Genomic DNA, 13693 nt, shown 5'->3' with positions numbered 1-13693 from the left:
CGAAACTCATTCCTGATCGCTTGCATCCTCGACTGCAGTTTGGGACGCGAGCAAAATCAGGTCTCGTTCACGGTACCGCCAAGCCTAATCACCTGCCCCAGCGCCCCACCCGAGAGGCTTTGCGCAGGCCGCCGCAGCGTCGCATCAAACGGATTGATCTTCGGCCCAATCACCGCGGCCTCGCGCTTGAGCAACTCCACCACCGTTGGCAAGCGATCATCGTTCAAGCGCGCAGAAATGGTGCCCACGCTCAACGCCGCCACAGCCCGGCCTTCTCGGTCGCAGATGGGCACGGCTACGCCGGCCATGCCTTCAAGCAAACCCGTGTTGCGGCCCGCGTAGCCCAACTGGCGCACGCGCTCGATTTCGGTGCGCAGGTAAACCTCGTCAAACACGCCGTATTCGCGCACGCGCGAGAGGTTGAAGCGGATGACTTCTTCGCGCTCGGCCTCGGGCAAGAACGCCAGGATGGCCAGGGCGCCCTGCCCCACGCCCAGGGCCACTCGACCGCCGATATCGCCGGTGAAGGAGCGGATGGGGAACGGGCCTTCGCTGCGGTCCAGGCACACGGCGTCGAACCCGCTGCGCACCAACAGAAAGATGCTGTCGCCCAGGCTGGCGCACAGGCGCAACAGCACGGGACGGCACAGGCTGCGCAAATCTCCGGGGTTGCCCGCTTTGGCAGCCAGGGCGAAAAAGTCCATGCTCAGGCGGTAGAGCTTGCTGCGCTCGTCCTGCTCGACCATGCCCTCTGCCACGAGCGACTGCAGCAAACGGTGCGTGGTGCCCTGCGTGAGGCCCACGGCACGCGCCAATTGGGTGACTCGCCCACCCTCGTTTTGCACCGCAGACAGCGCGCGGATGACGGCAAACACCCGGGGTACGCCGCCTGAAGCGATGGGTGCGGTTGATTCGGCTTCCATACCTCGCTCCTGTGGAATTTTGTGTTCAAACTAACGGCATGATATTTCATTGAATGGAATAAATTTAAAAAATATTCTGTTTAATGGAATACCCGCAGCGTTCTGGTTTGTTTATTGCAATAGATTCAATCGAATCGAGCGGCTGCTTCAATTTTTGCGAGGCGATTGCACCACCCCGGTGCAATCACTCCAAAGCCCCACAGCCCATCCATGCAACTCCACAGCAGGTGACACGCGCAGGCCCCAGCCGACCCGCGCAGTGCCTCCACCGGAAAGGCTTTCGCCATGTCGTTTCTCAAGCTCACGGATGTGACCAAGTTTTATGGCAGCACCTGCGCGGTGCAGGCGATGAACCTCACGGTGCAAAAGGGTGAGTTTGTGTCGCTGCTCGGGCCCTCGGGCTGCGGCAAGACGACCACGCTGCAGATGGTGGCGGGGTTCGAGGCGGTGACCAGCGGGCGCATAGAACTGGACGGCAAGGACATCACGCACGCCAAGGCCAACACGCGCGGGCTGGGCATCGTGTTCCAAAGCTACGCGCTGTTTCCGCACATGACGGTGGCGGCCAACGTGAGCTTTGGGCTGGAGATGCGCAAGGTGCCCAAGGCCGAGCGTGCCGAGCGTGTGGCCCAGGCGTTGGCGCTGGTGCACCTGGAGGCGCATGCCACGCGCTACCCGCGCGAGCTGTCGGGCGGGCAGCGCCAGCGTGTGGCACTGGCGCGCGCGCTGGTGATTGAGCCGCCGGTGCTGCTGCTGGACGAGCCCCTGTCCAACCTCGACGCCAAGCTGCGCGAAGAAATGCAGTTTGAGCTGCGGCAGATCCAGCGTAAGGTGGGCACGACCACCATCATGGTCACGCACGACCAGAGCGAGGCCATGTCCATCAGCGACCGTGTGGTGGTGATGGAAGCTGGCCGCGCCACGCAGATCGACCACCCGCACCGCGTGTACGAACACCCGCGAACCCGCTTTATCTCCACCTTTGTGGGCAAGGCCAACCTGCTGCCGGGCAAGGTCACCCATTCGAGCGGTGCAGATGGCACACACACGCATGTGAAGGTGGGCACGCTGGCGGTAGAGGTGGACGGTGCCCGCTACCGCCCCGGCGCCGCCGTACTGCTGAGCGTGCGGCCTGAAAAAGTGCAATTGGTGCCCGCCGTGCAAGGCCGGATGGATGGCGAGGTGTGTGAGCGTTTCTTTCTGGGCAGCCAGTGGCTGTACCGCATCGGCACACCCGTGGGAGACCTGATGGTGCTGACGCCCAACGACGGCCGCCCCGATCTGGCCGAGGGCGAGCGCACGGGCGTGGACTGGCCCGACCACTGCATGCGCTTGTTGCCTGCTGATGAAACGGCGATGGCCGAGCTGGAGGCCGAAGACACCACCGCCGAGGTGGCGCCATGAGCCTGGCCACCACCTTGCTGCACAAAAAGGCCGCGCCCTGGTGGCTGTCGGGCCCGGCGCTGGTGCTGTTCACGGTGCTGCTGCTGGTGCCGCTGGCGCTCACCGCGGTGCTGTCGTTCAACGCGTTCGACCCGGCCACGGGGGTGAAGGCGGGTGAGTTCACGCTGGAGCACTACGCCCACGTGTTCACCGATTCGTACTACCACACGATCTTCTGGCGCACGTTCTGGATTGCGGGGCTGGTCACGCTGATCTGCGTGCTAATCGGCGCGCCCGAGGCCTACATCCTGAGCCGCATGGGCAACCCGTGGCGCTCCATCTTGCTGCTGGTGGTGCTGGCGCCGCTGCTCGTATCCGTGGTGGTGCGGGCCTTTGGCTGGAGCATGCTGCTGGGCCCCGAGGGGCTGGTGAATGGCGCGCTGCAATGGGTGGGCATTGGCCCCGTGAAGATGCTCTACACCGAGATCGCCGTGGTGATTGCGCTGGTGCATGTGATGCTGCCCTTCATGGTGATCCCGGTGTGGACATCGCTGCAAAAGCTGGACCCGGGTGTGGAGAACGCGGCCCTGTCGCTGCAGGCCACGCCGTTCACCACGCTGCGGCGCATTGTGTTGCCGCAGGTGCTGCCGGGCATTCTGTCGGGCAGTTTGATCGTGTTTGGGCTGGCGGCCAGCTCGTTCGCAATCCCTGGTCTGCTGGGCGGGCGGCGGCTGAAGATGGTGGCCACGGTGGTGTACGACGAGTACCTGCATGAGCTGAACTGGCCCCTGGGTGCGGCGATTGCGCTGACGCTGCTGGTAGCCAACCTGGTGGTCATGCTGAGCTACAACCGCCTCGTTGAAGGCCGGTACAAGAAAGCGTTGGGCTGAAGCTATGCAAAAGAACGGCCCCCTCGCCCTGGCGTTCAACGCGCTGGTCATCACCTTCATGCTCGCACCGTTGCTGGTGGTGTGCATCGTGGCGTTCACGCCGCACAACACGCTGACGCTGCCCACCACCGAGTTCTCGCTGCGCTGGTTCAAGGCGGTGTTCGAGCACTCAGACTTTGTGCAGTCGTTCTGGAACAGCCTGTGGCTGGCGTTGGCATCGGCCACGCTGGCCACTGTGCTGGCCGTTCCAGCGGGCATCGCCATCACGCGCTATGAGTTTGCGGGGCGTGGCTTTTTGAACGGCCTGTTCCTGTCGCCGCTGATCATTCCGCACCTGGTGCTGGGCGTGGCTCTGCTGCGCCTGTTTGCGTTGCTGGGCGGCACGGGCAGCTTTGGCTGGCTGGTGTTTGCGCATGCGCTCATTGTCACGCCGTACACGCTGCGGCTGGTGGTGGCTGCGCTGGTGGGGTTTGACCGCAGTGCCGAGCATGCCGCTCTGTCGCTGGGCGCGAGCCAGGCCACGGTGTTCACGCGCATCACGCTGCCGATGATCTTGCCCGGTGTGACGGGCGGCTGGCTGCTGGCCTTCATCAACAGCTTTGACGAAGTGACCATGTCGATCTTTGTCACGTCGCCCAGCACGGTGACGCTGCCGGTGCGCATGTACATGTATGCCACCGAGTCGATTGACCCGCTGATGGCCGCCGTGTCGGCGCTGATGGTGGCCTTGACGGCCTGCGCGATGGTGATTCTCGACCGGGTGTACGGACTGGACCGCGTGCTGGTAGGGCGCAAGTAAATGGGCACGACTTCCATGACTGTGAATACAGCCCTGCTCCACCGCGTAGCCGAAAAAGACCGCGCGCCCGTACCCTTCGTGCTCGATGGCGAGCCCGCCACCGCTCTGGAAGGCGACACGGTGCTGACCGCCATCCTGACCCACCGCGCCCAGTTGCGCCGCAACGAGTTCAGCCACGAGCCGCGTGCTGGGTTTTGCCTGATGGGCGCATGCCAGGACTGCTGGGTGCTGACCGCCAGTGGTGAGCGGCTGCGGTCTTGCGCCACCTTCGTGACGGCAGGCATGCAGCTGACCACCGGGGAACCCGCATGACCGCCCTCCACTTGCAACCGGTCATCGTCGGCGCAGGCCCTGCGGGCATTCGCGCCGCGCAGACCCTGGTCGCACACGGTGCGCGGCCCGTGCTGATTGACGAGGCCGCGCGCGGCGGCGGACAAATCTACCGCCGCCCACCTGCCCACTTTGCCCGCAGTCCGCAAACGCTGTACGGCACCGAAGCCACGCGCGCCACGGCATTGCACAGCACGCTGGATGGCCTGGACGCCCACATCGACTACCAACCCAACAGCCTGGTGTGGAACGCCCAGGGCGGCTTGCTCGATGTGCTGCACGGCCCCAAACAGACCACGTGCACGGTGCCCTATGGCCAGCTCATCGTGGCCAGCGGCGCCACCGACCGCGTGCTACCCGTGCCGGGCTGGACACTGCCCGGCGTGTACACGCTGGGTGGCGCTCAAGTGGCGCTCAAGTTCCAGGGCTGCACCATCGGCCGCAACGTGGTGCTGATGGGCACCGGGCCGCTGCTGTACCTGGTGGCGTACCAGTATGCCAAGGCGGGCACGAAGGTGGCTGCGGTGCTGGACACGGCCCGCTTTGCCGACCAGTTGGCCGCCTTGCCCGGCATGCTGACCCAGCCCGCCGTGTTGGCCAAAGGCATGTACTACGTGGGCTGGCTGCGCGCGAAGGGCGTGCAGGTGCACACCGGCGTGCGCCCCGTACGCGTGCAAGGCGACACACGGGTGAACGCCGTGGTGTGGAGCGACGGGAACAACGAGCACACCATGCCCTGCGACGCCGTGGGCTTTGGCTACGCACTGCGGTCCGAGACCCAACTGGCCGACCTGCTGGGTTGTCGCTTTGCCTGGGCGCCGATGCACCGCGCCCACCTGCCCGAGCGCGACAGCGCGGGCCGCACCAGCGTGGCGGGTGTGTACCTGGCGGGCGATGGCGCGGGCATCCTGGGCGCCGATGCAGCCGAATGGGCGGGCGAGCGCGCCGCGCTGGCACTGCTGGCCGACCACGGCGTGAAGGTAGATGCCGCACGTGCCGGAGAACTAGAGCACAAGTTGACGAACGTGATGCCCTTCAGACAAGGACTGGAACGCGCCTTCCCCTTCCCCACCGACTGGGCCGCCCACGCACCCGATGCGCTGGTGGTGTGCCGCTGCGAGAACATCACAGCAGGCGAGCTGCGCGCCTGCGCCCGCAACACCGGGGCCGACGAGATGAACCGCCTCAAGGCCCTGACCCGCGTGGGCATGGGCCGCTGCCAGGGCCGCATGTGCGGCGTGGCTGCGGCGGAAATCCTGGCCCAAGCCACCGGCAAGCCGGTAGAGCTGGTGGGGCGCCTGCGTGGACAAGCGCCCATCAAGCCGATTCCGATCCATCTGCAAGCACATGCCGCTGAACCGCACCACACCCAGGCGGAGGCCGCCGCATGACCACCGCCACCCGAACGATTGACACCGATGTCGCCATTGTGGGCGGCGGCATTGTGGGCGCGTCGGCCGCGCTGGCACTACGCCGCAAGGGCGTCAGCGTGGTGCTGCTGGAGCGCGACCTGTGTGGCTCGCGATCGAGCGGCGTGAACTACGGCGGCGTGCGCCGCCAGGGCCGCCCCGTGAGCCAGCTACCCCTGGCGCTGCGCGCGCACCAGGTCTGGGCAGATCTGCCTGCACTCATCGGCACCGATGGCGAGTACCAGCGCACCGGGCACTTCAAGATTGGCCGCAGCGAAGCGGACATGGCTTCGCTGGAAGCCTACGCCGCGCTGAGCCGCGACTTTGACTTGGGACTACAGCTCATCTCCGGCGCCACGCTGCGCGAGCGCTGCCCCTGGCTGGGCGGGCGCGCGGTGGGTGGATCGCTGTGCCCCGATGACGGGCAGGCCAACCCACGCCTGGTGTCGCCCGCCTTTGCGCTGGCTGCACAACGCGCCGGGGCGCAGATTTTGGAACGCACGCCGATGACATCGGTGGAGCATGACGGGCAGCAGTTCACCGTGCGCTCAGGCAACGCCGTGGCCGTGCGCGCGCCGGTGCTCATCAATTGCGCAGGTGCCTGGGCCGGTGCCCTGGCCTCGCAGTTTGGCGAGCCTGTGCCCATCCACTCAGGCCACCCAGCCATGGCCGTGACCGAGCCCCTGCCCTTCTTCATGCACTGGAGCCTGGGCGTGGAAGGCGGCGGCATCTACTGCCGCCAGGTGGCGCGCGGCAACCTGGTGCTGGGCGGTGGCGCGGGTGTGGCGCTGGATGCCGACCGCGCCCGCTCAGAGCGCAGCGCCATCGCCGCTCTCTCCGTTCAAGCAGTCGAGCTACTGCCAGCGCTGAAAAACGCGCACTTCATTCGCACTTGGAGCGGCACCGAAGGCTATCTTCCCGACCGCCAGCCGGTGCTGGGCCAAAGCAGTACCACACCCGGACTGATCCACGGCTTTGGCTTTGCAGGCGCAGGTTTTCAGATTGGCCCCGGCGTGGGCGAGGTGCTGGCAGAGCTGGCCCGAGATGGCCGCAGCACCACGCCGATTGATGCCTTCGCGATTGAGCGATTTCTCCCCACCGCATCGGCGCAAGTGGCCACCGCTGCGGTCGCCCACTGAAAACAACTGCCACCGTTTTGCTTTCTATAGCGACCTCTTCCCCCTCACCCGAAAGGAAATCACCATGACCACCTTTGCCCTTCGCCATGCAAGCCCCGCCCGCCGCAAACTTCTGGCCGTTGCCACCATGGCCGCCATTGCGGTAGCGGGCACCGCTACCGCGCAAACCAAGACGATCTACATCGGCATGAACGGCGGCACCATGGAGAAGGCGTATACGCAGTACGTGTTCCCGGCGTTTGAAAAGCTGCACGGCGCCAAGGTGGTGGTGGTGCCAGGCACCTCGTCCGACATCCTGGCCAAGGCCCAGGCCAACAAGGACAAGCCGCAGATGCATGTGATGTTTCTGGACGATGGCGTGATGGTGCGCGCTATGGGCATGGGCCTGTGTGAGAAGCAAAAGCCCAACCCGCACCTTAGCGAGATTTACCCCGCCGCCCGCTTCAAGGACGACCTGGCCAGCGGCGTCAGCGTGGGCATGACGGGCATTGCCTACAACACCAAGATGTTTGCCGAAAAGGGCTGGGCTGCGCCCACCTCATGGATGGACTTTGCGGACCCGAAATTCAAAGGCAAAGTGGTGTTCCAGTCCATGCCGTCGTCATCGTTCGGACTGCACGGATTTTTGATGTTCAACCGCATCCAGGGCGGCAATGACAAGAATGTGGAACCAGGTTTCAACAACTGGGCCAAGACGATTGGACCCAACGTACTGGAGTACATCCCCAGCTCGGCCAAGATCTCCGAGATGGTGCAAACGGGCGAGGCTGCGATCTTCCCGCTCACACCTACGGCCGTGTCTGCACTCAAGACCAAGGGAATCCCGGTCGAATACGCCCAGCCCAAGGAAGGCTCGGTGGTGCTGATGACGGCTCAGTGCGTGATCGCCAAGAACAACGAACCCGAGCTGGCGCAAAAGCTGGCCGAGTTTCTGCTGAGCCCGCTGGCGCAGGCCAATGTGCTGCAGTTTGGCGCGCAGATCCCCACCAACCCCAAAGCCCCCGCCGTGGGCGAAGGCGCCGAGCAGGTCGCCAAGATCAATCAGTGGATGAAGAACGCCGTGACCCTGGACTGGGACAGCGTGAACTCCAACCGCCCCACATGGAACACGCGCTGGAACAAGACCATCGAGCGCTGAGCGCGCTGCACCCCGCCCGCCACGGGCCACACCAGCGGGGTGTTTGTGACAAATGTCACCGACTGTGTCCCACCCTGCGGCGGTAGGGGGTCACAAACCGCTTCTTCGAATTCAGAATCCAGCGCCTGAACACGCTGATTCGTTCAGTGAGCCATTCATTCGAAGAAGAGGGATACCACCATGAAACGCTGGATCAAATGGACCGCTGGCAGCGCACTGCTGCTGGCTGTCATCGTCGCCGCCACGGCGGCCAGCGGCCTGTATCTGGCCGAGCAAAAGCGCAATCGTTACATCGACATCAAGCCCCGCCCCGTGGCCTACACCACCGACGCGCAGACGATTGAGCGCGGGCGGTATCTGTATGCATCGCGCGGCTGCACCGACTGCCACGGTGCACAGGGCACGGGCCGCGAGTTTGTGAACGATGGCAAGGGCACGCGCCTGGCGGGCCCCAACATCACACCCGCTGGCGTGGTCGCCCGCTACCAGCCCGAAGACTGGAACAGCGTGATCCGCCACGGCGTCAAGCCCAATGGCCGCCCGCTGCTGGTGATGCCCAGTGAGGACTACAACCGTTTTACCAACGACGACCTGAATGCCCTGGTTTCGTACGTGCGCCAGTTGCCACCCCAAGAAGGCACCGCTGCTGTGGTCGATCTGCCCCGCCCGGCCTGGGTGCTGTACGGCCTGGGCGCCATCCCCGATGCAGCGGCACGCATCGACCACCAGCTAGCGCCATCGCGCCCCGTGCCCGCGGGCTTGACGGTGGCCAACGGCCAGTACGTGGCCAACATGTGCATTGGCTGCCACGGCGCAGACCTGTCGGGCGGCAAGATCCCGGGCGGCCCGCCCGACTGGCCCGCCGCATCGGACATCCGCCCCGGCAAGGACAGCGCCATGGGGCGCTATGCCAGCAGCGCCAGTTTTGTGACCATGCTGCGCACAGGTAAGCGGCCGGATGGCACGCCGATTCAGGTGATGCCGTTTGAGTCGCTGGGGCAATTGAGTGATGTGGATGCGCAGGCCTTGTATTTGTTTTTGACGGCGCCTGGGGGGAGTGCGAAGGCGGGGGGTGCTGGTGCAGGGGCGCCACGCAGCGAAGATGTAGGACGTGTGGGCGGAGCTGCTGATGCGCATCTGGTGCGGGTAGAGGCGCCTAAGGGGCAGCAGCATCAGCCGTCGAATGTGCCTTCGGTTTCTTCGGGGTTGCGGATACCGGGGTGACGGTTTTTGTCAATTTTTAATGCTAGAAAATCACCGCCCTCGCAACATCTGCAACCCCGCGCTCCTCGGCGCCAGCTTCTCCAGCTGCGGCCCAAAAGCAGCTGCCTGCTCCCGCCGCCCCGCGTGGCACAACGCCGACACCAGCATGCCCAGTGTTTCCCCCAGCTCCGGGTGTGCAGGGGCCGTTTTGTGCAGCGCGTTGAACAGCTTCTCCGCATCGTCCCACTGCTGCGCCCGCGCAAAGCGGCGTGACAGGCGGGCCATATCGTCGGGTTGCAAACGGGCGCCTGGCTTGGCTTTGTCCAGGTACGTGCGGTAGCTGGTGTGCTGAAAATCGAGCGTCGCCGTGTCGTGGGCTTGCAGGCGGAAGATGCGGCGCGCGGCGCGGTGAAAGTCTTCGCCGTCGGGCCAGAGCGATGCGGTTTTGAACCAGGCGCTCAGCACCGGCTGGTCTTGGGGGCGCAGCTTGGCGGCGGCGCGCCATTGGGTCAGCGCCTGCTCAAATTGCATCCCTTGGGCCAGGCGCTGGGCGTTGGCCACGTGGGTGTCAAAACCGTCGTCTCCGCCTTCCGCCTCGTCCTGCGTCACGGGCACCTCCAACGGCTTCTTGCGCAGCAGCATGGTCAGCGCCATCAGCGATGCGCCCGTCACCAAGCCGCCCAGGTGGGCCATGTAGGCCACGCCTTTGCCGCTGAGCCAGTGCTGCAGCAGCTCGTTGGCAATCCACGCAGGCAGCAGCAGCAATGCCGGTGCAGTGACGTAGTTGAAATAAAAGAACAGCTGGTAGAAGAACCGCACCCGCCGCAGTCGGTACAGCACGGCATACATGCCCATCAGGGCCGACACAGCGCCTGAGGCGCCCAGGCCATAGCTGCCCGTGCCCGCATAGGCCCAGCCCGCCAGCAGCGATCCGCCCAGGCCCCCTAACAAATAAAACGCCAGGTACCAGCCCCGGCCCAGCGCCAGTTCTACCGAAAAGCCGAACAGAAACAAAAACACCATGTTGCCGATGAGGTGCCCCGTGCTGCCGTGCAGGAACGTGGCGGTGAGCCAGGTGACGGGGTTGGGCTCGGCATCCTTGGCATAGCTCTGCGCCCACTTGCGGGTGAAGGGCGCGGGCAGGCGGGCTTCGTACTGGGTGCGGGCAGATTTCCAGTCGGCGTACTGCGGGTTTTCTTGTGACACAAAACCCGGGGCTTTCACGCGCTGCTGAAAGTCGTCTTCCTGCTCCATCCAGCGCAGCAGCATGCGGTGGTTGCCCGCCTTTTGCAGAGCGCGGGCTTCTTTCAGATGCTTGTCGCCGGTTTCTTCCAGCCAGGCCACAAAACGAGGCACTTCGATGGCGGGCAAAGGGCTGGCCACGTAGAAGGTGGCGGCGCGGTCACGGACGTTTTCTTCGCTGCGCTGGGGCCCCCAAAACACGATCATGTTGACCACGATCAGCAGCACCGTCATCCACGGCGGGTTGCGCCAGCTGGGGCGATGTTCGAGGGGGATGGCGTAGAACATGGATCGGTTGGGGCGAAGGCGGGGACAACTGCAGGAACCCCTTCAAGGCGTTTCCAGGCGGCAAGTGGGCGATAGCGTAGCAAACCCCAACACCCGTCCGGGCCGGGGCGCGTGGCCGATTTGGTGCGGGCGACCACGCGCAGATGGGGTTGCGTCCTACTCCGGCTTTGGGGCCGCCGTCCAACGATGTTGGCTTGGCTTCATTGATCCCCACAAACCCCTCAGGAGCGCCCATGGCACGAACCCCCACTTCGCGCGGCGCGGCGACAAAATCGCCGTCTGCACCCCCTTCTTCCACCCAAGCTGAAACCCACCGCGGCAACGCGGGCGAACTGCAACAGCAAGCGGGTGGCAAACACCCGGTGCTGACCACGCAGCAGGGTATCCCGGTGGCAGACAACCAGAATTCACTGCGCTCGTCCCCACGCGGCCCTGGGCTGCTCGAAGACTTCATCCTGCGCGAGAAGATCACCCACTTTGACCATGAGCGCATTCCAGAGCGCATCGTGCATGCACGTGGCTCGGCGGCCCATGGTTTTTTTGAGCTGACCCATTCGCTCAAGCAATACACCACCGCCAAGATACTCACCGACGTGGGCGTGCAAACCCCCGTGTTCACGCGTTTTTCGACCGTGGCGGGCGGTGCAGGCTCGGTGGACACCCCGCGCGACGTGCGCGGTTTCGCCGTCAAGTTCTACACGCCCGAAGGCAACTGGGACCTGGTGGGCAACAACATTCCGGTGTTCTTCATCCAGGACGCGATGAAGTTCCCAGACCTGGTGCACGCCGTGAAGATGGAGCCGGACCGCGGCTTCCCTCAAGCGGCCAGCGCCCATGACACGTTCTGGGACTTTGTCTCGCTGATGCCCGAGACCATGCACATGATCATGTGGGCGATGAGCGACCGCACCATCCCGCGCAGCCTGCGGACGATGGAAGGTTTTGGCGTGCACAGCTTCCGGCTGCTGAACGCGGCGGGCGAGAGCACGTTTGTGAAGTTCCACTGGCGTCCCAAGCTGGGCATTCAGTCCACGGTGTGGGACGAGGCGCTCAAGCTGCAGTCGGCCGACAACGACTTCCATCGCCGCGACCTGTTCGAGTCGATCGAGGCAGGCGACTTCCCGGAATGGGAGCTGTCGGTGCAGCTGTTCACCGAAGAAGACGCCGAGCGCTTCCCGTTCGACCATCTGGACCCCACCAAGCTCATCCCTGAGGAGTTGATTCCGCTGCAGCCCATCGGCCGCATGGTGCTCAACCGCTGGCCCGACAACTTTTTTGCCGAAACCGAACAGGTGGCGTTTTGCCCCGCCAACGTGCCGCCCGGCATCGACTTCAGCAACGATCCGCTGCTGCAGGGTCGGCTGTTCTCGTACCTCGACACCCAGCTATCGCGCCTGGGTGGGCCCAACTTTACGCAGATTCCGATCAATGCGCCCAAGTGCCCCTTCCACAACATGCAGCGCGACGGCCACATGCAAATGCAGGTGCCCAAAGGCCGTGTGGCCTACGAGCCCAGCAGCTTGCAGGGCGACACGCCGCGTGCATCACAAGCACAAGGGTTCCGCCATTTCACGCAGGCCGATGACGGTGTGAAGGGCCGTGTGCGCCCCGAGAGCTTTGCCGACCATTACAGCCAGGCGCGCATGTTCTTCCGCAGCCAGAGCCCGCTGGAACAGGCACACATGGCATCTGCACTGGTGTTCGAGTTGTCCAAGGTCGCCACGCTGCATGTGCGGGAGGCCGTGGTGGGTCATCTGCAGCATGTGGACCCGGAACTGGCCCAGCGCGTGGCCGATGGCCTGGGCATGAAGGCCCTGCCGCCCGCCCCGCAGACGGCAGAGCCCGTGCAGGACCTGGCCCTGTCGCCTGCGCTGCGCATCATCGACCGCATGAAGCCCACGTTGCAAGGGCGTTGTGTGGGCATTCTGGTGGCCGATGGCTCCAACGGCACCTCAATCGCCAACCTGCGCAAGGCGCTCGAAAAGGTGGGTGCCACCGTCAAGATCGTGTCGCCCAAGGTGGGGGGTGCGGTGCTGAAGGACGGCACGCTGTTGCCTGCGGACGGCCAGCTGGCAGGCACACCGTCGGTGGTGTTTGACGCGGTGGCCTCGGTGCTATCGCCCGACATGGGTGCGGTGCTGGCCAAAGAAGCGGCCGCCGTGGACTGGTTCCGCGATGCGTTTGGCCACCTCAAGGCCATCGCTGCCTGCAAGGGCACCCAGGCCATCCTGCAAGCCGGTGGCATCGAGCCCGACGCTGGCGTGGTGGACCCGGCCGACGCGCAGGGCTTCATCGCTGCTGCGCAAACCCGCCAGTGGGACCGCGAACCCAAGGTGCGCACCCTGGCGTGAGCCTCAAACCTTCCTTCCCCGCAAGACCCATCCAAGGAGACTCTCATGTCCAAACCCCGCTATGACAGCCAGCAGCTCCATGATCTGGTCATCCAGATGATGGAAACCGAACTCGGTGGCGAGCAGGTTTACCGCACCGCCATTGCCTGCGCCATCAACCCCGACCTGAAAAAGGAGTGGGAGGAGTATCTGGAAGAGACGCTCACCCACCAAAACGTGGTGCGCAGCCTGTGCGACACCTTGGGCCTGGACCCCGACATGCAGACACACACGCGCCAGGTGGTGAAACACATTGGCGAGTCGCTGGTGAAAGCCATGCAACTGGCCCAAAAGGGCGGCAACCCCGCAGCCGCCCAACTGGTGGCGTGCGAGTGTGTGGTGCATGCAGAGACCAAGGACCACGCCAACTGGGAGCTGCTGGGCAAGGTGGCCGAAGTGGCGACCGGCGACATCGGCAAGGCACTGAAGATGGCGCACGAAGCGGTGGAGCAGGATGAAGACCACCACCTCTATCACACCCAGGGCTGGTGCCGCGAGCTGTCGATCGAAGCGCTTGGCATGCCCGCCGTGCTGCCGCCGCCGGAAGAAGTGAAGAACG

Annotated in this window: 12 protein-coding genes; 10 read left to right on the top strand and 2 right to left on the bottom strand. The window is 64.8% G+C overall.

Features of this window, described 5'->3' with window-relative positions:
• Nucleotides 1-56: 56 nt before the first annotated feature.
• On the bottom strand, nucleotides 57-923 hold the full coding sequence (locus tag ACK41V_RS09260; protein ID WP_409781010.1) for an IclR family transcriptional regulator: 867 nt from the start codon (nucleotides 921-923) through the stop codon (nucleotides 57-59).
• A gap of 285 nt (nucleotides 924-1208) precedes the next feature.
• Here ACK41V_RS09260 and ACK41V_RS09255 point away from each other — a divergent pair, with 285 nt between their 5' ends.
• From ACK41V_RS09255 to ACK41V_RS09220, 8 genes are all read left to right on the top strand, one after another.
• Nucleotides 1209-2327 (top strand): ABC transporter ATP-binding protein, encoded by a 1119-nt coding sequence (locus ACK41V_RS09255; RefSeq protein ID WP_409781008.1) that lies wholly within the window; start codon nucleotides 1209-1211, stop codon nucleotides 2325-2327.
• Complete coding sequence (locus tag ACK41V_RS09250; protein ID WP_409781005.1) at nucleotides 2324-3196, top strand: ABC transporter permease; 873 nt, start codon at nucleotides 2324-2326, stop codon at nucleotides 3194-3196. The genes ACK41V_RS09255 and ACK41V_RS09250 overlap by 4 nt, the downstream gene beginning before the upstream one ends.
• 4 nt (nucleotides 3197-3200) lie before the next feature.
• Entirely contained in the window at nucleotides 3201-3995 is a 795-nt protein-coding gene (locus ACK41V_RS09245) for an ABC transporter permease (protein WP_409781002.1), read from the top strand.
• Between the two features lie 15 nt (nucleotides 3996-4010).
• Entirely contained in the window at nucleotides 4011-4307 is a 297-nt protein-coding gene (locus tag ACK41V_RS09240) for a (2Fe-2S)-binding protein (protein ID WP_409781000.1), read from the top strand.
• A complete protein-coding gene (locus tag ACK41V_RS09235) occupies nucleotides 4304-5716 on the top strand; it encodes an FAD-dependent oxidoreductase (protein WP_409780997.1) in 1413 nt (470 codons plus the stop codon). The genes ACK41V_RS09240 and ACK41V_RS09235 overlap by 4 nt, the downstream gene beginning before the upstream one ends.
• The gene (locus ACK41V_RS09230; protein WP_409780994.1) at nucleotides 5713-6873 is read left to right on the top strand and encodes an NAD(P)/FAD-dependent oxidoreductase; all 1161 of its coding nucleotides are present in this window, start codon (nucleotides 5713-5715) and stop codon (nucleotides 6871-6873) included. The genes ACK41V_RS09235 and ACK41V_RS09230 overlap by 4 nt, the downstream gene beginning before the upstream one ends.
• A gap of 64 nt (nucleotides 6874-6937) precedes the next feature.
• Nucleotides 6938-8011 (top strand): ABC transporter substrate-binding protein, encoded by a 1074-nt coding sequence (locus tag ACK41V_RS09225; RefSeq protein ID WP_409780991.1) that lies wholly within the window; start codon nucleotides 6938-6940, stop codon nucleotides 8009-8011.
• 180 nt (nucleotides 8012-8191) lie between these two features.
• Nucleotides 8192-9235: a c-type cytochrome gene (locus ACK41V_RS09220; RefSeq protein ID WP_409780988.1), complete on the top strand. Its 1044-nt coding sequence runs from the start codon at nucleotides 8192-8194 to the stop codon at nucleotides 9233-9235.
• 30 nt (nucleotides 9236-9265) lie between these two features.
• Here ACK41V_RS09220 and ACK41V_RS09215 read toward each other — a convergent pair whose 3' ends face one another.
• Nucleotides 9266-10744, bottom strand: a complete 1479-nt coding sequence (locus ACK41V_RS09215; protein WP_409780985.1) for a rhomboid family intramembrane serine protease — start codon at nucleotides 10742-10744, stop codon at nucleotides 9266-9268.
• Nucleotides 10745-10977: 233 nt separating this feature from the next.
• On the opposite strand from ACK41V_RS09215, the gene ACK41V_RS09210 reads away from it, so the two are divergent.
• Nucleotides 10978-13095, top strand: a complete 2118-nt coding sequence (locus tag ACK41V_RS09210; protein ID WP_409780982.1) for a catalase — start codon at nucleotides 10978-10980, stop codon at nucleotides 13093-13095.
• 45 nt (nucleotides 13096-13140) lie between these two features.
• The coding region (locus ACK41V_RS09205; protein ID WP_409780979.1) for a hypothetical protein at nucleotides 13141-13693 on the top strand (553 nt) is incomplete at its 3' end.

Source organism: Acidovorax sp., assembly GCF_046291265.1.
GTDB lineage: Bacteria > Pseudomonadota > Gammaproteobacteria > Burkholderiales > Burkholderiaceae_C > Acidovorax.
Note: the sequence above shows the minus strand (reverse complement) of the source record. Positions and strands in the feature narration are given on the sequence as shown.